This is a genomic window from Bacillus cereus group sp. Bc061, assembly GCF_027715825.1.
GTDB lineage: Bacteria > Bacillota > Bacilli > Bacillales > Bacillaceae_G > Bacillus_A > Bacillus_A paranthracis.
In genome coordinates this window covers 1-23,916 of sequence record NZ_JAQFTZ010000006.1, presented here as the reverse complement: position 1 = coordinate 23,916, position 23,916 = coordinate 1, and the positions used below count along the sequence as shown (strand labels likewise).

Below are 23,916 nucleotides of genomic sequence, written 5' to 3'. Positions count from 1 at the left end.
AAATGTTAATGGTTAATTATTATTTCTGAAAATTTAGATTATGCTTCTTTTAAGTGATGTGCATCTTGGAACGTTGTATCGCGCATTGTAGCAAGTGTATATTGATCTTTTGGAATTTCATATAAGTTATATACTTCTTCATTCGCATTAATTTCATCATAAACAGCTTTTCTTGTTTCATTTGCTAGATTTACATATTGTAATTTCTCTGCAGCTTTAATAGAACGAATATTTATTTTGCGAATACGCATAAAGATTGTTTCAATATCTAGCTCGTAGAAAAGTTCGCTAAAAAATGAATCTTTTGCCAATTTATTGTAGCCTTTTCCATGATAAGGTTTGCCAAGCCATGTTCCAAGGAATCCAGCTTTTTCTTGCACATCAAATAAAGTAATTGTTCCGATAGGGTTACCCCATTCATCTAAAATTGTGCGTGAAATTAATTCCCCACGCTCTTCAGCTTCAATCGTTTGTTTCGTTAAAAATAAATATTCCTCATAAGAATAAGCCTTTTGACGCACAAAAGGGAAGACAGCTGGATCCACCATTAACTCGTATAGAACGTGGCTGTCGTGTAAGTCGCGTTTTTTCAACATACTAACTCCTCCTCACACGAGGGTAGCATGACGAAAAAACACCCCACCCTCGAAATTTTTATATCAATCTTTAAAAAATTTCGGGGTGGGAATCGAACCCACTAGAACCAGTTTCTAACGCTGGTGGCGCACCATTTGCCTTCCCCATTCATCAATTTGAAAATGATAATCACGACACAAATTGATTATGGTTTCATTCAGTTTATAATCGTATAATACTTTATCTAGTCAAAAAAATAAACTAGTTTTTTTTATTTTTTTTGTAAATTATTTTTCCATCAATCATAGTTAGTACAGGCTTGGCTAAATAATGGAAAGGATGATGGGTCCAGAGCACAAGATCAGCGTCTTTTCCAGCCTCAATGCTTCCAATTCTATCCTCTAAACGTAAATTTCGCGCTGGAAATATAGTGATTCCTTCTAGTGCAGTTTTTTCGTCTAATCCTTCCCTTACTGCGACAGCAGCACAAACATTTAAATATTGAATGGGTGTATAGGGGTGATCTGTTGTGATGGAAACTTCCACTCCATTTTTTGATAATATATGGTAAGTATCCCATGTTTTATTTTTTAGTTCGATTTTAGAACGGCGTGTAAGCGTGGGGCCAACTGAAACCTTCAAATTGTGTTTTGAAAGTTCTTCAACAATAAAGTGTCCTTCTGTACAATGTTCAATACGTAAATCAAGATTGAACTCTGTTGCAAAGCGTAGAGCGGAACTAATATCATCTGCTCGGTGAGCGTGGATACGTACGGGTATTTCACGGCGTAATGCTTTTAAAATAGGAAGCATTCGAAAATCTGCTTCATGCCCGTAGTGCTGTGCTTCATAAAATGATTCCCGAAGTAATCCCATAATTCCCATACGCGTAATGGACTCTTTTGTTCCATTACTATGGACTTTTTTAGGATTTTCGCCAAAGGCAATCTTTAAGCCAGCAGGTTCTTGAATGATCATATGATCAATACAAGTTCCGGCTGTTTTTATTACACAAGTCGTACCACCGATAATGTTTTGACTTCCTGGCATAACGTGAACAGTTGTAATTCCATTTTGTACCGCATCTTGAAATGCAATATCCAAAGGGTGGATTCCGTCTAAAGAACGAATATGGGGTGTTGAAACTTCAGACGTTTCATTTGCATCATTGCCAGCCCAACCAGTACCTTCATCATAGAGACCAAGATGGGTATGGACATCAATAAATCCAGGTAAGAGATGAAGAGCACGTGCGTCTATAACTGTCATATCTTGAGTAGGTTGAATGGAAGGCTTGACCTCAGCAATTTTTTCTCCTATAACGAGTACATCCCCTTGAAATTTTTGGGATGTAATAGGATAGACAATGGCTTGTTTGAGCAATATTTTCATAGGTACCTCATTTCTGTTACTTTATAATGTTAATGGAATGTAAGGGAAAGTAACTGAAAGATTATTTGTGTAATAATGCTCCGGATGCTAGAAAATAAAAGTTTTGAAAGGGCCCTCTGTAAAACTGTGTTTTAGAAGTACTACATTGTATGCGAAAGTATATTTTGTAATGCATGGTCTATTGACGGAAATGTGTATTGATACCCATACTCAATTGCTTTACTAGGTAATACATGTTGCCCTTCTAGTACAAGTATGCTCATCTCGCCTAATAAAGCATGAAGCATAAATGAAGGGACAGGTAACCAATGAGGTTTTTTTATTATAGTTGCAATGATTTCTCCAAATTCCTTCATTCTTATAGGATCAGGAGCTGTAATGTTAAGAGGTCCATCAATTTCTTCTTTGTGTATGATGAAATCAATCATGGAAGCGACATCGTCTATATGAATCCATGATAACCATTGATTTCCAGATCCAACTGTACCTCCGATATAGAATTGATAGGGAAGTAGCATTTTTGGAAGGGCTCCTCCGTCTGGACCTAATACGACTCCGAATCTTGCGTAGATTGTCCGTATTCCGAGAGCACGTGCTTTAGATGCTTCTTGTTCCCATGAATATACTGTATTTGCTAAAAAGTCATTTCCAGGAGTCACATGCTGTTCTGTAAAAGACTCGGTTTCAGACGTTCCATAGTATCCAATTGCACTTGCGTTAATAAATGTGTGTGGTTTTGTAGGGAGTGCCTGCAATTGTTTAATGAGTCCTTTTGTTGTTTGAATTCTACTGTTTAAAATGACTTTCTTTTGTTTCTTTGTCCATCTACTATTAATAGACTCTCCAGCTAGATTAATAACTACATCAATAGAAGAGAGGGGGAAGGTTTGTAAATCTGGTGTCCATTGTACATACTGAAGGTTAGGATCGGAAGTTTCAGCAGTTTTTTTTCGTGAGAGAATGTAAACAGTATATCCTTTTTGAATAAAAAAGGTAGAAAGGTATTTACCTATAAAGCCGGTACCACCAGAAATTGCGATTTTCACAATTATTTCCTCCTCATTATATATATTCTTGAAAAGCAAAAACGTTCCTTGACTATGTTAAAATAATAGAGAGGTGAGAGTATGGCTGTCATTACAAAAATAGAAGTGCAAAAACGATCGAAAGAACGGTTTAATATTTATATCGATAAAGGTCAAGGTGAAGAATACGGATTTAGTGTCAATGAAGTAATCTTAATAAAACATGGATTACAAAAAGGCTTAGAAATTGATGAAATAGCTTTAGGAAATATTTTGTACAATGAAGAGGTACAAAAAGCATATTTACAAGCAATCTCCTATTTATCCTATCAAATGAGAACGAAACTAGAAATAGAAGATTTTTTACGAAAAAAAGAAGTTGGACAAGCCATCATCTCTGAGGTCGTTTCGAAATTATTACATGACCGATATATTAATGATAAAGAGTATGCTATTTTATATACGAGAACGCAAAGTAATGTGAATCGAAAAGGTCCAACGGTTATTAAAAGAGAGTTGTTAAATAAAGGTGTTCAGGATTTAATTATTACGCATAGTTTACAAGAATATCCGAAGGAAAAGCAAATTGAGAATGCTTTAATTCTTATAGAAAAGAAGAAGAAATCTTATCAAAAGCATTCCTTTTTACAAATGAAGCTAAAGTTAGACGAAATGCTGGTTCGTAAAGGATATTCTAGAGATGTGATTCAAATTTGTTTAGAAGAATTGAAAGACGAAAAAGATGACGAAAAGCAACGAGAAGCGTTACACTATCATGGGAATAAATACTATGAGAAATATAAGAAGTATGATGGATGGACATTTGAAAATAAGATGAAACAAGCGTTATATCGCAAAGGATTCTCTATCGATGAGATAGAGATATTTTTGCAAATGAAACGTGAAGAGGGATGAGGGAATAAAATGAATATGCCAAAACGCTACAGTGAAATGACACCATATGAGCTAAGGGAAGAAATTGGGGTTTTGAAAGAGCAAGCGATAAAAGCTGAGCAACTTGGAATTGTAAATGAGTTCGATGTATTAATGCGAAAGATAGCAATGGCTCGCGCTTATATGACTGACATAAACAAATTCCATATCGGTGAGACATATGAATTAGTAGAAGAACCTGGTATATTATTTGAAATTACGTATTTCAATGGGGTATTTGCTTGGGGACATAAGCAAAATGATAATGAAGAGATTGGAATACCGATTTCTTTATTGCAAGAAAAATAAAAACCAGAGAGCGAATATCTCTCTGGTTTTCATCTTTGGTAGGCGTTACAGGAGATAGGAGATTCTAAAATTGGCGTTTTTTACATTCATTCGCCAATATAATGAGAGACTGGGTTTGTTGCGTCTGTCCGTTAACTTGCGCTTTTGCATGTTTCGGACGAGTCCACGTATGGTTAAATAATTCAGAACGACTATCTAAGCGATCACGGTAGCTCATCTTTATCACCTCGTGTAGGAAGTTAAGTTACTTTGTTACTACTCTTCCTGCTGATTTGCAGCACGCATACGTTCTTGTGGGTGCGTGTTAATTGTGCCGTTAGGTCGTTTCGAAGCGAAGCGTGATTTCGCTTTCGGTTGACCGTCGATTTTGCTGTTGTTTTTTGACTCAGACCAAAATTCGGCTTGTTTACCCATTGCGAACGCCCTCCTCATCATCAGTTGATACCTCTTGAAGAAGTATCAATTATAGAATGTGCAAAATAGAAGAAACTATCCTTTAGAAATGAAGGGATAATTAGGTAAAGGAGACTAGAACATGAATGATATTTATGAAGCATTAACGAAAGAACTATTAGACAAAAATGACAAGCTTTCTTATGCACAAGCGCGTGCTTGGGTTGAATTACTGTGGGAAGATTTTCAAACGACTTATGCGAAATCAGGTCGTTATCAAGGAGAAGAAATGACTGAACAAGTTGTGCGATCATGGATTAATAATCATGGAGGACGCCTTCATGAAATGCGTACAAATAATCCGAAATATAGCCATCTAATCAATCAAGAAGATCATTTGAAACATTAAAAAAAGCGACTGAAGTCGCTTTTTTTAATGTGGAAGTAACTCCAGTTTTTTTCGAAGTTTTTCTTCACTAAAAATCCATCCTGTATAGGAACTAATAATATTTAAATTATGATCGAGTTGAACGATCGCAACGAATGGATAATAGTCTTTACTACGATATCGCAAATCAATGAATCGAACTTCATAATAATGGTCATAATCGAAAATGTCCCAGCGATATACAGGGGAGAAAGATAAAAATGCTGAGATGTTTTCATCTTGTTTAGCTGCGCGCATAATAGCATTATCTGGGAACGGTACCCGATCGAACTTATCATAGATCATAATGTTACCACGATGCCATCTAGCAACGTAGTAATAATCGGTTGTAACGACTGCTAAATGATAATGATAAAATCGATAAGAAGGAGAAATGATTATCTTCTCAACATTTTTGAAACGTTTTTGTACAACACTTCTTATATTTCTATGCATCATAATCCGTCCGATGTAGTAAACAATCATTAATATATACGCTGCTAAGGCAGTATATCCTTTATGGGAACCTACGAGCATACAAGCAATTGCGAGTATATGGATAAAGAAAATGACGGTATCAAATGTATTAATGATGCCGAGCGCTACCCATTTTTTTGTGAAGGGCCGTAATGCTTGTGTACCGTAGGCATTAAAAATATCTACAAAGACATGAAGAAAGACGGCAATAAAGGACCAAAGTAGTAGATGCAAATATGGAGCGTCTGAAAAGAAGGCGAAAGAGATGCCACTTATAAGGAAAGACCAAAGAATCACTGCAGGAATGGAATGAGTAATCCCACGATGATTTCTTATATATTTAGCGTTATTACGCAATTTTAAAACTGTATCGATGTCAGGAATATTGGAGCCGGCAATTGTAGCAAGCATAACTGCTTGTGGCCCAATATCACTTTGTGCTATGGCTGGATCTAACGTGGCCAAACTGCCTAGAGTAACGCCCATAACAAGGTGAGTGGCTGTGTCCATAGAAATCCACCTCCGTTTTTTATTAATGTAACTCTTTTTATTCGATACCTCAAGTCCTTTGCCTTCTATTTCCTATGTCATCTTACTTAAATTTTTTCCTAAAATCTTTATAATAGTACTTATATGCAAAAAAATGAGGGGGACCAAGTTTGACACTTGAAATATTAAATAATTTTAACATAGAGCAGTTTCAAAATGATTTAATTGGTTGGTTTGAAAAAGAGCAACGCGACTTACCGTGGCGTAAAAATAAAGATCCATACCGTGTTTGGGTTTCGGAAATTATGTTGCAGCAAACTAGGGTAGAAGCTGTAAAACCATATTACGCAAATTTCATGGGGAAGTTTCCTACTCTAGAAGCTTTGGCAAATGCTGATGATGAAGAAGTGTTAAAAGCATGGGAAGGTTTAGGCTATTATTCTAGAGCGCGAAATTTACATGCAGCCGTAAAAGAAGTAAAAGAAGTATATGGCGGGATTGTACCAAGTGATGTAAAGAAGATTGAGAAATTAAAGGGAGTCGGTCCCTATACAAAAGGTGCTATTTTAAGTATCGCATATGGTATACCAGAGCCGGCAGTTGACGGAAATGTTATGCGTGTATTATCTCGCATTTTATCAGTATGGGATGACATTGCAAAACCAAAAACGAGAAAAGTGTTTGAAGAGATTGTGCGTGAAATTATTTCGGCTGAAAATCCATCTTATTTTAATCAAGGTTTGATGGAATTAGGAGCATTGATTTGTATTCCTAAAAATCCAGCATGCTTACTTTGTCCTGTACGTGAGCATTGCAGGGGATATGCTGAAGGTGTTCAAAAGGAATTACCAGTAAAAAGTAAAGCGAAAGCCCCTACGATGGTACCGATCGTTGCAGGAGTACTTCAAACTGAAGATGGTCGTTACGTCATTAATAAACGTCCAAGTACCGGTTTATTAGCTAACATGTGGGAGTTTCCGAATATTGAACTTGGCGAAGGGATTCGAAGTCAGAAAGAACAGCTTACAGATTATATGAAAGAAAAATTTGAGCTCTCGATTTCTATTGATGAATACGCAATGAATGTACAACATACATTTACACATCGCACATGGGATATATTCGTATTTTACGGAAAAGTAACTGGTGATATCGTTGAAACAGATACATTGAAATTTGTATCGAAAGAAGCATTTGAGCAGTTACCTTTCTCTAAATCACATCGTACGATTTATGAGAATTGTGTTGAGAAAATTACAATGCAATAAAGTGAAACTTTAATCAGTGGGGGTTTTCTTCATCCCCACTGATTATCAGCCCTCACCAATCGGGCTTTAATGGGCAGCCTTACCCCCACCTCACTTCTTTGCTTTCGCTGCATTTTGAGGTGGGGGTCTTACTGCCCATTAAAGCGGGATAAACAAAAAAAGTGTTCCCAGGTTGGGAACACTTTTTTAATCGTAAGAAATTTTTGTCCCATGAGTCCAACTAGCATCACCTTCTTGTAAGCCGCCTCTTGATTCAATTTCTATTACAATTTCTTTGTAGATACTTTGACCTTCTGCATTTAAATACGGCAAAATCTGTTGTAATGAATGATGAAAATAAGCCAATTCATCTTCTTTCCACTCACTTTTTGAAACCATCGTTAGTTCAGTCATATCGCGTCCTACATACATATTCCCACCTCCATTTTCTATAGTTTGAATGAGTAACAAGAGATATATGCGGAATTTTTTCAAAAGAAAATTACGGATAGCTTCTAGTTGAATTGGTTACATTATTGATTGTGGAGGTGAGAAAGATGAGTAAAAAACAACAAGGTTATAACAAGGCAACTTCTGGTGCTAGCATTCAAAGTACAAATGCTAGTTATGGTACAGAGTTTTCAACTGAAACAGATGTGCAAGCAGTAAAACAAGCAAACGCACAATCAGAAGCGAAGAAAGCACAAGCTTCTGGTGCACAAAGTGCAAACGCTAGTTATGGTACTGAATTTGCAACTGAAACAGACGTGCATGCTGTGAAAAAACAAAATGCACAATCAGCTGCAAAACAATCACAATCTTCTAGTTCAAATCAGTAATGAAAGAAAAACACTTCTCTAATTCGAGAGAAGTGTTTTCTTTGTGCTTTGGTCATGGGAATGAAAATAAAACGAACGACATAACTTCTAATAAGTCAACAAATGTAGTCAAAGGAGAAGGAAGTTAAAGATTAGAAATATGTAATGAGGAATAATAAATGATAAATAAGTCCAAAAGGGGGTAAGTAATGAACGATTTTGATAAGTTGGTAGGAGAGCAATTGGAAACGATGGATGAGTTGTTGAAGTTACAAGCTCACCTAGAGAAGTATCAGCAAATTGAAATGAGCGAAAAGGATACGTGCGATAAAAAAGAATTACATTTTATCCGCCAAGAAATATATAGAACAGAATTAGCGCTCAAGCTATTACATGAGAAATTTGAAGAGCAAACAAATAGTGTAATTCAATCTTTTGAAACTGAAAAAATGATTTCAAATTTAGGATAAGATATATCGTTACCTTTAGGTGAAAGGTCCTTCTTTACATGGAAATGAGGAAGGACTTTTTTTATTCTCATTTCTTCCTTTATAAAATGTTAAGCGAAGATCCTTGTTTCTTAATAGGATTAAGGATATCGTATTCAGTGTAAAATATAGAGTCTTATCGCTTTAGTTTTAAAATTTCGACAAAAAAGTTATAATAGAAAAAAAGTGAATGCAGTTCAAAGGGCATTTGCAGTTGAAGGAAGGGAGCATATATGGGATTTCCCAAAGAAGGAGAAAAAGTACAAATACATAGTTATAAACATAATGGCTCCATTCATAGAATGTGGGAAGAGACAACGGTTTTAAAAGGGACACAGAGCCTTGTAATCGGAGCGAATGATCGTACAGTAGTGACGGAATCAGATGGCCGAACATGGATTACTCGTGAACCAGCAATTTGTTATTTTCATGCAAACTATTGGTTTAATGTAATTGGAATGTTAAGGGAAGAGGGAGTATATTATTATTGTAATTTAAGCTCACCTTTTGCATATGATTCTGAAGCGTTAAAGTATATTGATTATGATTTAGATATTAAAGTGTATCCAGATATGACATATACGCTTTTAGATGAAGATGAATATGAAAAACATAGTCAAATTATGCAATATCCACCTGTGATTGATACGATTTTAAAACGAAATGTAGCACAATTAACACAATGGATTCATCAAAGAAAAGGGCCATTCGCACCAGACTTTGTAGATATGTGGTATGAGAGATATTTAATGTACAGAAATTAAAACAAACCTGCAGGGGATTTCCCCGCAGGTTTGTCCTATTAGAGGGGGGATTATGTGCAAGGTATAAAAAGATATTTGCAATTTGTTAAACCATATCGATGGCTTATTGCTATTACGATTATGATTGGTCTAGTTAAATTCGGCATCCCGCTCATTATGCCGTGGTTATTAAAGTATATTATTGATGATGTCATTCAGGGCGGAGGGTCACTTCAAGATAAGACGTCTCAACTAGTAACAGCGATTGGGATTGCTTTTTTTATTTTTGCAGTGTTAAGACCACCGATTGAATATTATCGTCAATATTTTGCGCAGCGTATCGCAAATACAATACTATATGATTTGCGAAAACATATTTTTGGTCATTTACAAAAGTTGAGTTTACGTTATTATTCGAATACAAAAACAGGGGAGATTATTTCGCGCGTCATTCATGATGTAGAACAAACGAAGGATTTTGTAATTACTGGTTTGATGAATGTTTGGTTAGACACGGCAACAATTGCTATCGCTATCATTGTTATGTTTTCTATGAATATAAAATTGACATTTGTTGCGCTATTAATTTTACCTATTTATGTAGTGGCAGTGAAATATTTTTTCGGGCGTCTTCGAAAATTGACGAAAGAGCGTTCACAAGCGTTAGCAACGATGCAAGGGTATTTACATGAACGTATTCAAGGGATGCAAGTGACACGTAGCTTTGCATTAGAAGAGTATGAAGGGAAGCAATTTGAAAAAAGAAATAATGAATTTTTGACGAAAGCGTTAACACATACGAGTTGGACGGCGAGAACATTTTCGGCAGTAAATACGTTAACAGATTTAGGGCCGTTACTCGTGATCGGTTTTGCGGCGTATGAAGTGATTCAGGGGCAGTTAACCTTAGGAACTATGGTTGCCTTTGTTGGATATATGGATAGTTTGTATAGTCCACTTCGCCGCCTTGTCAATTCCTCTACGACATTAACACAGTCTTTTGCATCGATGGATCGGGTGTTTGAACTATTAGATGAAAAATACGATATTGTGAATGTGCCAAGTGCGGTACAAACGAAAAAATTAAATGGTGAAGTGATATTTGATAATGTATCTTTTCGTTACAATTCGGATGAAAAAGAGGTATTACATAACCTTTCGTTAACTATGTTACCAGGAGAGAAGGTAGCACTTGTAGGAGCGAGTGGGGGAGGGAAGTCATCTCTTGCTAGTTTAATCCCGCGTTTCTATGATGTCTCTTCAGGCGTAGTTTATGTAGATGGGATAGATGTTAGAAAGTATGATATGAGAAATTTACGTAGCCATATTGGAATTGTACTGCAAGATAATTTGTTATTTAGCGATACAATCGGGGCAAATATTTTATATGGGAATCCGAAAGCTACAGAGGAAGAAGTAATTGCAGCTGCCAAAGCTGCGCAAATTCATGATTTTATTATTGAGTTACCTGATGGTTATGATACTGTCGTCGGGGAACGCGGTGTGAAGTTATCTGGTGGGCAAAGGCAACGTGTAGCGATTGCACGCGTGTTTTTAAAGAATCCATCGTTACTTATATTAGATGAAGCGACTTCCGCTTTGGATCTAGAAAATGAACGATATATTCAAGAGGCGCTTCAAACGTTAGCTGCTGATCGAACGACGATCATAATTGCACATCGATTGGCGACGATTACGCATGTGGATACGATTATTTACATTGAAGATGGTGAAATTAAAGAAACAGGATCTCATGAAGAATTAATGAAAAAAAGAGGATATTACCACAATTTATATCAACTTCAACATATAACAGAAACAGCTCCTTTAGCGTAAAAGGAGCTGTTTTTTTATTCGTCTTCTTTTTTATCATCGATTTTGAGTTCTGCTTCTGGTTTATGGTATGTGTAGAAGCTATCCACAAGTAAATCTAAATGCTCTACTTCTTCACTATAGTTAATAATAGCAGAAATAAGAGGGAAGAGATGTAGCCATGTTTTATATGCCTCTTCATCATCCTTGTTTTGATATTCCATAAAGATATCAATTAATTCCTGTTTACCTGTTTCAACTTCATCAAGCATTTCAACAGATTGTTGTTTTTTTGCTTTACCAATAAATTTTAATAAAACTTGTTCATGATAATGTGTTAATGAATCAAGTTCGTTCTGAATAGATTCCTGGAATTCTTCTGGCATATAGCGCAGTTCGTTTTCAGTACGATGTAATGATTTTAACGTACTTAAAGCACGACTTGTTGTCGCTAACATTTGTCTGAATAAAACAAGCTTACGAATTTTTGCGAACTTTACTTTTTTCGTATAGCTTCTTTCTTCTTTATACAGCAAATAGTAATGGTTTAGTTTGATCATTTTTTCTTTCATACGATCAATATCAGTTTTTAATGTTGTAAAATCAGAAGCTTGCCTGCTATTCATTCGAATCCATTTTACAATTTCTTCTGTATTATCAACGATGCGATGATATAACTTTGTTTCGTATTTTGGCGGCATAAACACTAAATTTACAAGTGAAGCCGCAATAATTCCAACCATAATCGTCGCAAATCGAAGTAAGGCAAAACTAAAGAAATCTTCACCTTGATACTCCATAATAGCGATAACTGTTACTAAAGCAATTGATATTGTGTTTTCTAATCGTAATTGCAATGTAAGAGCAATTACTAATATACATGTTAATCCAATAATAAAAGGATTATGTCCAAAAGCAGTAGCGAATGCGATAGCGAATACCGCACCAATGACGTTTGCTTGAATTTGTTCAAGTGCAGTTAAATACGAACGGTATACAGACGGTTGAACAGCGAAGATAGCTGAGATTCCCGCAAATACTGGACTCGGTAAGTTAAGTAAAATACAAGCAAATAAAGCTAATGTGATGGCAATACCCGTTTTTAAAATGCGAGCACCAAGTTTCATACCCTTAATAAGATCCTTTCTCTTGTCATAATGAATGTACAACATGATACTATACATTCATTACAATATGTTAGCAAGTGATATTTTAGTGACGTTAATAAGAAATTAAGATTCATTTTATACTTTTTCCTAATTCTTTTTAAACATCAATTTTTAGTAAAAAAACCTGCTGAATTTCAGCAGGTTTCAAATTGTTACTATAGATTACTATGAGAAGTGTACTTCGTCAATTTTTTTCTTGAAGATGAAAATTAGGCATATCACTCTGTTGAGATAGATGGATCAGCCTGCTCTTTTTTCGGGATGATTTCAAAAAACTGTTGCTGCATATCATCGAATAACGGTGTCAATAAAGCAACTTCCTCGTATTGCTCATGTTCATTTAATACACGGATATAATCTAGTAATAACTCGGTCACATCTTGCACACCATTTTTACTAAGTGGTTGTAATGTAACATTTGCTCCTTTTGCGATTCTTCTTTTTAAGGCCTGTTCTGTTAAACCTAAGCTTGAATCATGGCGTAAATAAACAACACCGCCAGTCATACCAGCGCAAATCCATGGACCAGGATCTCCTAAAACAAGCGCGCGCCCATTTGTCATATATTCAAAAGCGAAACCTTTAATATTAGAGTATGCTCCTATATTCCCTTGTTCTTTTTCGCGGAGTGGCTTTATCATGCGTCCGCCAATTATCATGTCTGCTCCAGAGAGGCGAATGCCAGCGCGAGCATCAGCGTTACCTTGAACGTATAGCGCCCCTTTTTGTGCACCGTATCCAAAACCTTTTCCGACAGAACCGTTATAATATAGACCGTCTTTTCCTTTTGCTTTTGTTATATAAATACCACCACCAAAGGAGGTTTTACCAATACCATCTTGTGCGCCGCCGTTTACGTGTATAAATAAGTTCTCACTATTGTAAGCACCTAATCCATTTCCAGGAATCGAGCCATTCGTATACTTTAATGTAAGTGGTTCAAGCTTCGTGTCTTCATATAATTTACTACGAACGCGATAACAAGATTCTAGACCACCCATAACGCGTTGCTCTACGCCAACGCCTACTAATTCTTTTGAATGAGGAGAATGAATTGTTTCAAATTGTTTTTCTAGTACGTGTTCTGTTTTTGTACCAGATGGATGTTCTATCGTTTGTAGTAAATTACATAAGTTTAATAAATTTTTGCCTCGAACTTGTTCTAATAAATCGGAACGCCCGACAATTTCTTGTAAATTTGTATAGCCGAGATTTCCTGTTAATCGTTTTAGTTCTTCGCCAAAAGTAGTGAATAAATGTAATAATCCAGCCACGGCGCTTTCTAATTCACGCGGGACGAAGCGGCGTAATCCGTGTTCTTTCGCTTGAGCTTCAGATTCAATCTGTGTTGCGATTCCAACGTGGCAAGTATCTAGATGACATCCGCGGCAAGTTGTACAGCCAATTGCAATCATGGATAATGTACCAAATCCAATGCGGTTTGCTCCAAGGAGCATAATTTTCAAGGCATCATTCACACTTCGAATACCACCATCAGCCCAAATTTCTACTTTATGTCTCATATTTGCTTCTAATAAAGCATTGTGAGCGGCTTTCACACCAATTTCTACAGGAAGCCCTACATGTTGCAATGCGTGAATACGTGCGGCACCTGTACCACCATCAAATCCGCTAATGTTAATAAAATCAGCACCAGCTTTAGCGATACCGACAGCAATTGTTCCAATGTTAGGGACGACAGGAACTTTTACAGCTACTTTTGCAAGCTGATTAGCCGTTTTAATTTCTGTAATCATTTGAGCCAAATCTTCAATCGAATAAATATCATGGTTGTTAGAAGGTGAAATTAAATCAGAGCCAATTGTAGCATTACGCGCTTCAGCGATTTTGGCTGTTACTTTTGAACCTGGCAAATGTCCACCTTCACCAGGCTTGGCACCTTGCCCAATTTTTATTTCAATTAAGTTTGATGAATTGAGTAGTTCGGCGTTTACGCCAAATCGTCCGGACGCGATTTGTTGTCCACGTGTATGTGGATATTTTCCAATCATATCTTTAATTTCGCCGCCTTCACCGTTCAAACTAATCATATTTAGTTGATCGGCTGCTTCTGCATATGCACGAAAGGCAATTTCATTTTGAGAACCGAATGACATGGAACTAATAATAAATGGTAAATCATGATTTTGAATACTGATGGACACTTCTTCAGCCGGAACGACATGTTTTGTTTCTTTCGTTTGAACAAGATGTCTAATTGCGATTGGGTTATTTTCTTCTAATTCACTTAATTTTTCACGGTAATCATCATAAGAGTTTCCCTTTGCAACATCGCCGATTGCTTTCCAAATTCGCGGGAATATATGAAAAGATTTTCGCATTCTAACTTTAGGATTGTTATAATCGTTCGCTCGCATTTGTGCATCTTCAGCAAGTGATTCAAGAGAAAAAGCTAAATCATTTGAACCTAAGAAATTTGTAATTTGCAATATATTTGCGATTTCTTCATGTAACCCGATAGAAGAATAGAGGCGACCGTAACCACGCAATTCATGAATTCCAATTGTTGAAATGACTTTTTCCAGTCCTTTATTAAGTGCATGATATAAATTCGTAATTGGTGTTTTTGTCCCATCATTTACGGTTGCAAATAGTAAATATGGATTGATACTATCTGCTCCTAATCCATACAGTGTGACGATATCGTGTAAGGAGCGAAGGGCACCAGAACGTATAACGAGAGAGCAGTTTCGGCGTAACTTATTTTCGCTTAATACTTGATGTACTTTCGCGGTAACTAAATGCGGATCAATCCATAATCGTCCATTTAGGTGAGCGTCAGCATCGTCTATTAATAATAGGGAAGCTCCATCGTTCACGGCTGTTATCGCTTCAGAACTAATTCGACTTAAGGCACATTGTAAAGTTTCTGCCTGACTGAATGTAGCAGAGATTGTAGCGATAGAGCTATGAGTATTGAATAGTTGTATAAGTTGCTCGTACGTAATTGTGTGTAATTCTTCTACAATAGATTGTGCTACACTTCCTTCTAAAATGATTGGGGAAAGCATCTCAACTACAAATGGCTGTTTAGCATCAGCCAATAAACTTGGACGTTTGCCAAGTATCGTTCGTGTGGAGAAGTGTTCAACTTCTCGATCGCGATCGATTGCTGGATTTGTAACAACAGCTACACTTTCCTTAATGAAGTCAGCGATATTTCGTCTATCAGTATCAAGTGCAGCGAGTGGTGAGTCATGCCCAAGTGAGCGAATTGGTTCCACACCTTTTGTTGCCATCTGTTCAAGAAGCTGAATATGTTCACGATCCCATCCGAAAGCAACGTATTGTTTTGTGTCAACTTGCATAGAATCACATAATCCTTGGATTTCTTTCGTTTCAGGGGTAGATAAGTTTAAATGATAATCTTTAGTATCCACTCGTTTTTTAAAACGGTCATATACTCGAGCTTGGTATTTGTCATATTCATAAAGAACAAGCTCATCTTGTTCATTCCACTTTAGTCCGACTTTTTCCCCTGGAGCGAGTGGTTTTGGTTCTGCTACATATTCAGTTGGGGATACAACTCCAGGTTCAGAAGAGAAAATATAAGAGCTTTCTGTCTCTACTTTCCATACTGGTCGTAGCCCGAGGGAATCCACGCTGAAAACAGCTTCATCTTTATAACGTGAAATAATGCCAGCTGGACCTTGTGCAAAATGGCCCCATGCTTCACGTATATACGTATATAAATCTTGTAAATGTGGTTCATAAAGTTTAATTTCATTAATAATTGGCGGGAATAGTATATCCATTGCTTCAAATAAACTGTAGTTGTATTGAACAAGTAGAGTTTCTAAGGTGCGGTTTAAATCTTGGGAGTCACTGCCCCCAGCAGTAAGTGGAACGTGAATCATTTCAGCTTGATCGCGTAATTTTGCAATTGTGTTAATTTCACCATTATGTCCGAGGATACTAAATGGTTGTACACGAAAGAAGTTAGATAATGTATTAGTAGAATAGCGATTATGTCCTAGTGTCATAGTTGAAGCAATAAGTGGGTGTTGTAAATCATTGTAATAGGCAACAAGTGTATCCCCAGCACCGAGAACTTTATATACAACGTGATCACGACTTAAGGAAGCAACATGAATCGCTTCATTTTCTTCTATTTTTATCGTTACTGTAAATAATGTTTGCTCAATATTTGCAACTTCATTTTCTGCGATAAGAGCAACTTGCCAAAATAAAGGTTCTTCTTGTTTACCAAGTGGACCGAGTGCATCGGAGTTTATTACATCATCACTTTCGAAAAGAATTGCAAAGTTTTCGTTGTTTAGTTGTGTACGAATATGATTTTTTAAATTAACTATATTTTCGTTTTTGTTTAGAAAAAAATGTCCAACGATAAAGTGGGGATGATCCACGATCGTTGGATTATATCCGCTACTTTTTAATTTTTCATTCCAAAGTGATTTTGGTACATCAATGTGAATACCGATTCCATCGCCTTCGCCATTAATGAAACCAGCTCTATGATTCATTTTGACGAGCGATTGTATGCAAAGGTCAATATTTTCTTTTGTAGGAATTTTTCGTTTCTCCATAACGGAAACGATTCCACACGCATCGTGTTCCGCATTTTTGTAATCTCGAAATAAAGACGGTGTCCATGTGTTTGTTTTATTGAGCATCCGTCAATCCCCCCTCTTATGAAAGTTTGAATAATCTTACTATTTGAGGCGTGAGCAGCCTTGTATACAAAGATAGTAAGGATATAAAATAAAATTAAACAGATAATTATGAATAATTATACTATTAATGAGGGATTTATGAAATAGAAAAAAGGAAAAAAGAAAGGTGTGCTTTCTTTTTTCCTTTTAATGGCGGGATTATTTATTGTTTGCTAAAGCAGCAAATGCTCTACCTACAGCTTCAATTGTATATTCAATATCTTCTTTTGTATGTTCTGTCGTTAAGAACCATGCCTCGTATTTAGAAGGTGCTAAGTTAATTCCTTCTTGCAGCATAAGCTTGAAGAATTTACCGAACATTTCTCCGTCTGTATCTTGTGCTGCATCGTAATCTTCAATTGTATTTGTTGTGAAGTATACAGTTAAAGCGCCTTTTAGGCGGTTTAATGTAATATCGATATTATGTTTTTCAGCCTGCTCTAAAATTCCTTTTTCAAGCATTGCACCAAGTTCATCTAATTTTTCATAAAGCCCTTCTTGTTGAAGAACTTCTAGACAAGCAATACCAGATGCCATAGAAGCAGGATTTCCTGCCATTGTACCAGCTTGATATGCAGGTCCAAGAGGGGCAACTTGTTCCATAATTTCTTTCTTACCACCGTAAGCACCGATTGGAAGTCCGCCGCCAATAACTTTACCAAGCGCTGTTAAGTCTGGTGTTACGCCAAGTAAGTCTTGAGCACCACCGTACATGAAGCGGAAAGCAGTAATAACTTCATCATAAATTACTAGTGCACCAGCTTCGTGAACAAGTTCATTCACTTTCTCAAGGAAGCCAGGTTTTGGCTCTACAATACCGAAGTTTCCAACGATTGGTTCTACAAGAATAGCTGCTACTTCATGTCCCCATTTATCTAATGCTTCTTTTAAAGTTTCTACATTATTAAATGGAACGGTAATAACTTCTTGAGCGATACTTTGTGGTACACCTGCTGAGTCAGGAGTTCCTAGTGTAGAAGGGCCAGATCCAGCTGCTACAAGTACTAAATCAGAATGACCGTGGTAACAACCAGCGAATTTCATAATTTTTGTGCGGCCTGTGTAAGCGCGAGCGACACGAATTGTTGTCATTACAGCTTCAGTACCAGAGTTTACGAAGCGAACTTTATCTAATGCAGGCATTGCTTCTTTTAACATTTTTGCAAATTTTACTTCTAGCGCTGTTGGAGTTCCGTAAAGTACACCATTTTCAGCAGCTGTTGTAATTGCTTTTGTAATGTGCGGGTGAGCATGTCCAGTAATAATAGGACCGTATGCTGCTAAATAATCGATATATTTATTTCCGTCTACATCCCAGAAATAAGCACCTTTTCCACGTTCCATAGCAACAGGAGCGCCGCCACCAACTGCTTTAAAAGAACGAGAAGGACTATTAACACCGCCAACGATATGTTCTAAAGCTTCTTTATGTAATGCTTCTGATTTTGTGAATTTCACTACCATTCATCTCCTTACAAAAATCTATGTATTATTCTAACATGTTTTTCGAAAAGACGTATTGTTTGTGATAGAGAAGGCAGTTGGGTAAACTATTCGTTGTGACATTTAGGAAGGGGGTCCGGTTATGAAATCGGTAATTGAGGTACAAGGGTTACGTAAAGAATTTACAGCCTATTCAAGTCGTCCAGGTTTAAAGGGTGCATTTCGCGATTTATTAAATCGTAATTATAAAATAGTACCAGCAGTAAATGATGTATCTTTTACTGTGAAACAAGGTGAAATGGTTGGATATATCGGTGAGAACGGTGCCGGTAAATCAACGACAATTAAAATGCTTACGGGAATTTTGACTCCGACATCAGGAGACATTTTAGTAAATGGGATGAACCCACATAAGCAGAGGGAAGAATTTGTAAGAACAATTGGTGTTGTTTTCGGTCAACGCTCGCAGCTTTGGTGGGATATTGCCGTGCAAGAATCGTTTCGTTTATTAAAAAAAGTGTACGGTGTATCAGACGCTCAGTATAAGGAACATATGGAGCACGTAATCGAAACGTTAGATATTGGTCCTTTGTTAGACAAGCCAGTTCGAAAGTTATCTTTAGGTCAAAGAATGCGTTGTGAATTAGCGGCGGCATTAATTCATAATCCACCGTTATTATTTTTAGATGAACCAACAATTGGGCTAGATGTACTTGTGAAATTGAAAATACGTGAATTTTTAAAAGAAATGAATGAACGTTATAAAACAACAATTTTATTAACAACCCATGATATTACTGATATTGAAGCATTATGTGAGCGCGTTATCATGCTGGATGAAGGAAATATTATGTATGACGGTTCTTTACATAATCTTCGTACGCAGTGGGGAGCAGAGAAGGAAATACATTTTCAGTTTGTCGCACCAGTTTCCTATCAGGCTTTATCAATGGTTATGCCAGATAGTCATGTCGTTTGGTCGAAAGCGAAAGAGGAAAACGCGTGGATTGCCAAAATACCGAATGAAGAAGTTATTATTTCAATGCTTATTTCTAAAGTGGTACAAGCCTTTCAAATTAAAGATTTAAAAATTAACGAAGTGTCTACAGAGGAAATTATTCGTAACATTTATGAAGAAGGTATTAAACATGGGTAAGTACATTGAAATGATTCGAATTCGCTTTTTAATGATGCTTGCGTATCGCACAAATTATTATAGCGGGATTTTAATTTATACGATTAATATCGGTGCGTATTATTTTTTATGGCAAGCAATTTATAGCGGAAAAGAGAATATTGAAAGTTTATCTATTTCGCAAATGACTACGTATATCGCAATTGCGTGGATGGCACGTGCTTTTTATTTTAATAATATAGACAGGGAAATTGCGATGGAGATTCAAGAAGGACGTGTAGCGGTAGAACTGATACGTCCATATAACTATTTAGGGATGAAAGTGATGCAAGGTCTTGGTGAAGGAATATTTCGCTTTGCCTTCTTTTCCATTCCGGGTATGGTCATCGTTACCTTATTATTTTCATTGCAAATTACAACGAACTTTCAAACGTGGTTATATTTCTTCTTATCTTTAATATTTAGTTTTATTATTAATACACAAATTAATTTAATGACGGGAATGCTCACATTCTTCTTATTTAATAATAGTGGAATTATGTATGCAAAACGTGTTGTTATTGATTTGTTTTCAGGTCTATTATTACCAATTAGTTTTTATCCGTTATGGGCCCAAAAGGCAATGATGTTTTTACCGTTTCAGGCTATTAGTTATATTCCGAGTATGATTTTCTCAGAAGGTATACAAGGAAGTAAATTGTATGAGGCATTATTATTCCAAGTAATTTGGGCCATTGTACTTATTATTCCGATTGTACTCATGTGGAGAACGGCGAGAAAACGTCTAATTGTACAAGGGGGATGATGAGATGATATATATAAAACTATTTTTGCAATATGCAAGTCAATATATAAAAACAAAATTGGAGTATCGGGGCGATTTTATCGTTGGATTACTTTCTGATTTATCACTACAGGCTGTTAATTTAATCTTTATTCTTGTTGTGTTTGGACATACGCAAGCATTAAAAGGTTGGAGTAGAGAAGAAGTCATCTTTATTTATGGTTTCTTTTTAGTGCCGTTTGCCATTTTCTCAGCTTTCTTTAACATATGGGACTTTAATGATCGTTACATTATTAAAGGAGAAATGGATCGCATATTAACGAGACCGATTCATAGTTTATTTCAAATTATTTTAGAAAGAATGGAGCTTGAATCTTTAATTGGAGCAATTACGGGAATGATTGTAATGGGCTACGCAGCAGTGGAGTTGCAATTATCTTTTTACTGGTACGATATCTTCTTATTCTTGTTGATGGTAGGAGGGGGCGCACTTGTATACGGAGGAATATTTGTTACGCTTGCAAGTCTTGGTTTTTGGTCGGACGCGAAAAGTTCGATTATGCCGCTAATGTATAACATAGGGAATTATGGCCGCTATCCTGTTAATATTTATAACCGTGTGATTCGCTTCATTTTAACGTTTGTCTTACCATTTGCGTTTGTCGGAGTGTATCCAGCAGCGTACTTTTTAAGAAAAACAGAGTGGAATAGCTATGCATTTGCAACACCGCTCGTTGGTGTTATCTGTTTTACGATTGCAATTACTCTTTGGAATCAAGGGGTAAAAAGGTACCGTGGTGCAGGGAATTAATTATAAAAGCTTGTTTGTTTCTAAGGGATAAATCCAATGGCTGTCTCATACATATAAAATGAGGTGGAGGACATGTTATGGGGATTTATTCTATTAATTGTAGCAATTGCTATTTTGAGAAGTGTCCAATTGTTATGGAGTTCCTATTCAGATTCAACGCGTTTTTTTTCGCTGTATAATCTAGCCACATTATTTTTGATTTATACAACTGTACTAATTGCGTTTGGATTAAGTTATGTTGTATTAGAAGAAATGGGTTTTGCAGTTTTGAAAGAGGATGGAGAAAGCTTAAACGCTCACTCTTTTCAACTCGTTGAAATTTGTTTATATTTTAGCGCAGTTACTTTATTGTCTGTTGGATATGGTGATATATCTCCAATTGGAATTGGGCGGTGGATTGCAATTGGAGAAGCGCTAATTGGATATACATTACCGTTTGCTTTCGTGATGAGGTCTGTAATAGACAATGAAAAATAAGGAAGCATTTGTTATAGTAAAAGAAAAGAGTAGGAGTGATAACAATGATCACAGTAGGAGAAATGGCTCCAGAATTTACATTAGAGGGAAGTAACGGGGAACAAGTTCGCTTAGCTGATTTTCGTGGTAAAAATGTAGTTCTATATTTTTATCCGAAAGATATGACTCCAGGGTGTACAACTGAAGCGTGTGATTTCCGTGATTCTTATGGATTATTTCAAGAGAAGGACACGGTTATTCTTGGAGTGAGTCCGGATTCGGCAAATAGACATTTGAAATTTATTGAGAAGCATGAACTTCCATTTACACTTTTAGTAGATGAGGATCATAAAGTAGCAGAATTATACGATGTTTGGAAATTGAAAAAGAACTTTGGGAAAGAGTACATGGGAATTGAGCGCTCTACATTCCTGATTAATAAAGCCGGTGAGCTTGTAAAAGAGTGGCGTAAAGTGAAAGTGAAGGGACATATTGAAGATGTTCTTTCTTATATAAAGTAAATCCATTGTGGAGATAAAATATACAGAAGTAAGGCGAGTGTCTATACATATTTTATTGTCTTACATAAAGTGAAGTGTAGGGCATACCTCCTCAGATGATAGTATTCCAAGTGCGATTATGTCGCACTTTTTTTCTATTGTAAATGCATAAAAAATAGGGAAAGATACATAAGAATAAGGCTATATACAAAAATAAACCACATACTTATAGTAGAAATATTGACGATTTATAAGAAAAGGAGTACACTCTTTATAAGAATTATAAAATAATAATCCGTATAGAATCGGGGTGCATGACGGTGGTCAAAGAAGAATTAAAAGAAGCGCTAGAAATGCTGAAAAATACGGGTGTACGCATTACTCCACAGCGTCATGCTATTTTAGAGTACCTTGTGGAATCAATGACGCACCCAACAGCGGATGATATTTATAAAGCATTAGAAGGTAAGTTTCCAAATATGAGTGTTGCAACTGTCTATAATAACTTACGTGTATTTAAAGAGGTTGGGCTTGTAAAGGAATTAACTTATGGAGACGCTTCAAGTAGATTTGATTATGTTACAAGTCAACATTATCATGTGATTTGTGAAAAATGTGGTAAAATTGTTGATTTTCCTTATGGAGGTTTGGAACAACTTGAAGAGGAAGCTGCAAAAACAACAGGCTTCGTTATTAATAGTCATCGCTTAGAAATTTATGGCGTTTGTCCAGAGTGTCATAAGGCGTAATATATAATAAAGAAAGAGGCTGACGGCTTTACGTCAACCTCTTTCTTTATTATATATGGGAATTACGTTAGGTTCAGAAGGAGTTAAAATGTTCAGTGGAGATCTAATTTAATTAAGAATAAATACAAAAGGTGATTTCTTAACCAAGAAATCACCTTTTAATGTTTAGCTCAGTAAGGATACATTTTCCTTACTGTACTCATATGTGCCTATGATTTATAGCTCTTCTTATTATATTTTTCATCAAATTCTTTTCCTTCTAGATTTCGATCCATTGTTAAAGGTTGGTTGCAATGCATACATGCGTCGACACGACCGAGCATTTTTGTAGGTTTATCGCAGCTTGGACAAATAATTTGTACAGTTTTAGTAGATAACATACCAATCCAAAAATAAACGACTGTACTAGCGATAACAGCTAAAAAGCCAACCATCATAAATGTTGTCATAATAATAATGTTCTCACGGAAAAAGACTCCTAAGTATGCAATGAAGAGGCCGATAAATACTAAACTTAATGCAAAGGTCCGGATTTTATTGATTTTGTTTGAATACTTAATGCTCATTCTCACCACGCTCCTATAACAATAATATAACATAAAATTTAGAATTTTCTATCGTGCAGAAATATGGTAAAGTGATAAGATATGAAATGCAGAAGGAAGGGAGATTATAATGATTTTTGAAACATGTTTTTAAACTTTTAACGGGATGTGAAATTTTTTTATAAAAAGTATTGACCATGTATGTACTGCATGATATATTAATAACCGTCGCTGATGCGGAAACGCAGAAAACGATAAAAAAGAAATTAAAAAACTTAGTTGACATCGAAAAACGAAGATGTTAACATAAGGAAGTCGCAAATGAGCGACTAAGTAGTTCTTTGAAAACTGAACGAAACAAACAACGTGAAACGTCAATTTTTATTTTATGATGCTAGACAAACTAACTTTATTGGAGAGTTTGATCCTGGCTCAGGATGAACGCTGGCGGCGTGCCTAATACATGCAAGTCGAGCGAATGGATTAAGAGCTTGCTCTTAT

The 23,916-nt window shown here is 36.1% G+C and carries 25 protein-coding genes and 1 rRNA gene; 15 read left to right on the top strand and 11 right to left on the bottom strand.

The features are described 5' to 3' along the window. Positions 1-38: 38 nt before the first annotated feature. The 3 genes from PDQ40_RS19265 to PDQ40_RS19255 form a co-directional block, all read right to left on the bottom strand. On the bottom strand, positions 39-596 hold the full coding sequence (locus tag PDQ40_RS19265; protein ID WP_000914736.1) for a GNAT family N-acetyltransferase: 558 nt from the start codon (positions 594-596) through the stop codon (positions 39-41). Positions 597-837: 241 nt separating this feature from the next. Further along, positions 838-1,968, bottom strand: a complete 1,131-nt coding sequence (locus tag PDQ40_RS19260) for an amidohydrolase (protein ID WP_000698303.1) — start codon at positions 1,966-1,968, stop codon at positions 838-840. Positions 1,969-2,108: 140 nt separating this feature from the next. After that, a complete protein-coding gene (locus PDQ40_RS19255; protein ID WP_000684392.1) occupies positions 2,109-3,014 on the bottom strand; it encodes a TIGR01777 family oxidoreductase in 906 nt (301 codons plus the stop codon). An 81-nt stretch (positions 3,015-3,095) separates the two neighbouring features. Between PDQ40_RS19255 and recX the strand changes: the two genes are divergently transcribed. Further along, positions 3,096-3,908, top strand: coding sequence for a recombination regulator RecX (gene recX, locus PDQ40_RS19250; protein WP_000268522.1), 813 nt, complete (start codon positions 3,096-3,098; stop codon positions 3,906-3,908). A 9-nt stretch (positions 3,909-3,917) separates the two neighbouring features. Further along, entirely contained in the window at positions 3,918-4,235 is a 318-nt protein-coding gene (locus tag PDQ40_RS19245; RefSeq protein WP_001057035.1) for a YfhH family protein, read from the top strand. A 64-nt stretch (positions 4,236-4,299) separates the two neighbouring features. Here the strand turns inward: PDQ40_RS19245 and PDQ40_RS19240 are convergent, their stop codons facing one another. Together PDQ40_RS19240 and PDQ40_RS19235 are read right to left on the bottom strand one after the other, a co-directional pair. Next, positions 4,300-4,452, bottom strand: coding sequence for a YpzG family protein (locus PDQ40_RS19240; protein ID WP_000122093.1), 153 nt, complete (start codon positions 4,450-4,452; stop codon positions 4,300-4,302). 38 nt (positions 4,453-4,490) lie between these two features. Then, the gene (locus tag PDQ40_RS19235; RefSeq protein ID WP_000517891.1) at positions 4,491-4,649 is read right to left on the bottom strand and encodes a small, acid-soluble spore protein K; all 159 of its coding nucleotides are present in this window, start codon (positions 4,647-4,649) and stop codon (positions 4,491-4,493) included. 121 nt (positions 4,650-4,770) lie between these two features. Between PDQ40_RS19235 and PDQ40_RS19230 the strand changes: the two genes are divergently transcribed. Continuing rightward, a complete protein-coding gene (locus PDQ40_RS19230; protein WP_000998157.1) occupies positions 4,771-5,037 on the top strand; it encodes a YfhJ family protein in 267 nt (88 codons plus the stop codon). Between the two features lie 24 nt (positions 5,038-5,061). On the opposite strand, the gene PDQ40_RS19225 is transcribed toward PDQ40_RS19230, so the two are convergent. Continuing rightward, on the bottom strand, positions 5,062-6,042 hold the full coding sequence (locus PDQ40_RS19225) for a metal-dependent hydrolase (RefSeq protein WP_000379131.1): 981 nt from the start codon (positions 6,040-6,042) through the stop codon (positions 5,062-5,064). Between the two features lie 149 nt (positions 6,043-6,191). Between PDQ40_RS19225 and mutY the strand changes: the two genes are divergently transcribed. Next, complete coding sequence (gene mutY, locus PDQ40_RS19220; protein WP_000171405.1) at positions 6,192-7,289, top strand: A/G-specific adenine glycosylase; 1,098 nt, start codon at positions 6,192-6,194, stop codon at positions 7,287-7,289. Positions 7,290-7,475: 186 nt separating this feature from the next. Here mutY and PDQ40_RS19215 read toward each other — a convergent pair whose 3' ends face one another. After that, positions 7,476-7,700 carry a hypothetical protein gene (locus PDQ40_RS19215; protein ID WP_000289263.1) on the bottom strand — a complete coding sequence of 75 codons (225 nt, stop codon included), beginning with the start codon at positions 7,698-7,700 and terminating at the stop codon, positions 7,476-7,478. Between the two features lie 125 nt (positions 7,701-7,825). Between PDQ40_RS19215 and PDQ40_RS19210 the strand changes: the two genes are divergently transcribed. The 4 genes from PDQ40_RS19210 (at position 7,826) to PDQ40_RS19195 (ending at position 11,153) form a co-directional block, all read left to right on the top strand. After that, the gene (locus PDQ40_RS19210; protein WP_000039045.1) at positions 7,826-8,107 is read left to right on the top strand and encodes a gamma-type small acid-soluble spore protein; all 282 of its coding nucleotides are present in this window, start codon (positions 7,826-7,828) and stop codon (positions 8,105-8,107) included. Positions 8,108-8,295: 188 nt separating this feature from the next. Further along, entirely contained in the window at positions 8,296-8,556 is a 261-nt protein-coding gene (locus tag PDQ40_RS19205; RefSeq protein WP_000997582.1) for a YgaB family protein, read from the top strand. 251 nt (positions 8,557-8,807) lie between these two features. After that, positions 8,808-9,338, top strand: a complete 531-nt coding sequence (gene ntdP, locus PDQ40_RS19200; protein ID WP_000506631.1) for a nucleoside tri-diphosphate phosphatase — start codon at positions 8,808-8,810, stop codon at positions 9,336-9,338. 54 nt (positions 9,339-9,392) lie between these two features. Further along, positions 9,393-11,153 (top strand): ABC transporter ATP-binding protein, encoded by a 1,761-nt coding sequence (locus tag PDQ40_RS19195; protein WP_001161627.1) that lies wholly within the window; start codon positions 9,393-9,395, stop codon positions 11,151-11,153. 14 nt (positions 11,154-11,167) lie between these two features. On the opposite strand, the gene PDQ40_RS19190 is transcribed toward PDQ40_RS19195, so the two are convergent. The 3 genes from PDQ40_RS19190 to hemL all read right to left on the bottom strand — a co-directional run bounded on the left by PDQ40_RS19190 (position 11,168) and on the right by hemL (position 18,456). After that, entirely contained in the window at positions 11,168-12,256 is a 1,089-nt protein-coding gene (locus tag PDQ40_RS19190) for an aromatic acid exporter family protein (RefSeq protein WP_000765784.1), read from the bottom strand. A 260-nt stretch (positions 12,257-12,516) separates the two neighbouring features. Then, complete coding sequence (locus tag PDQ40_RS19185; protein ID WP_061185482.1) at positions 12,517-16,953, bottom strand: glutamate synthase-related protein; 4,437 nt, start codon at positions 16,951-16,953, stop codon at positions 12,517-12,519. Positions 16,954-17,151: 198 nt separating this feature from the next. After that, positions 17,152-18,456, bottom strand: coding sequence for a glutamate-1-semialdehyde-2,1-aminomutase (hemL, locus tag PDQ40_RS19180; RefSeq protein WP_000260535.1), 1,305 nt, complete (start codon positions 18,454-18,456; stop codon positions 17,152-17,154). 121 nt (positions 18,457-18,577) lie between these two features. On the opposite strand from hemL, the gene PDQ40_RS19175 reads away from it, so the two are divergent. From PDQ40_RS19175 to perR, 6 genes are all read left to right on the top strand, one after another. After that, positions 18,578-19,591, top strand: coding sequence for an ABC transporter ATP-binding protein (locus PDQ40_RS19175; protein WP_000843642.1), 1,014 nt, complete (start codon positions 18,578-18,580; stop codon positions 19,589-19,591). After that, a complete protein-coding gene (locus PDQ40_RS19170) occupies positions 19,584-20,375 on the top strand; it encodes an ABC transporter permease (RefSeq protein ID WP_000521517.1) in 792 nt (263 codons plus the stop codon). Before PDQ40_RS19175 ends, PDQ40_RS19170 begins: the two co-directional genes overlap by 8 nt. A 4-nt stretch (positions 20,376-20,379) precedes the next feature. Further along, positions 20,380-21,165: an ABC transporter permease gene (locus tag PDQ40_RS19165; RefSeq protein ID WP_000639354.1), complete on the top strand. Its 786-nt coding sequence runs from the start codon at positions 20,380-20,382 to the stop codon at positions 21,163-21,165. 72 nt (positions 21,166-21,237) lie between these two features. Continuing rightward, entirely contained in the window at positions 21,238-21,642 is a 405-nt protein-coding gene (locus PDQ40_RS19160; RefSeq protein ID WP_000964357.1) for a potassium channel family protein, read from the top strand. A 44-nt stretch (positions 21,643-21,686) separates the two neighbouring features. Next, positions 21,687-22,142, top strand: a complete 456-nt coding sequence (gene bcp / locus PDQ40_RS19155) for a thioredoxin-dependent thiol peroxidase (protein ID WP_000633725.1) — start codon at positions 21,687-21,689, stop codon at positions 22,140-22,142. 299 nt (positions 22,143-22,441) lie between these two features. Further along, positions 22,442-22,870: a peroxide-responsive transcriptional repressor PerR gene (gene perR, locus PDQ40_RS19150; RefSeq protein ID WP_000237831.1), complete on the top strand. Its 429-nt coding sequence runs from the start codon at positions 22,442-22,444 to the stop codon at positions 22,868-22,870. Between the two features lie 209 nt (positions 22,871-23,079). Here perR and PDQ40_RS19145 read toward each other — a convergent pair whose 3' ends face one another. Next, the gene (locus PDQ40_RS19145; RefSeq protein ID WP_000025063.1) at positions 23,080-23,436 is read right to left on the bottom strand and encodes a YgzB family protein; all 357 of its coding nucleotides are present in this window, start codon (positions 23,434-23,436) and stop codon (positions 23,080-23,082) included. A gap of 388 nt (positions 23,437-23,824) precedes the next feature. On the opposite strand from PDQ40_RS19145, the gene PDQ40_RS19140 reads away from it, so the two are divergent. Then, positions 23,825-23,916, top strand: a 16S ribosomal RNA gene (locus PDQ40_RS19140); the annotation flags it as partial.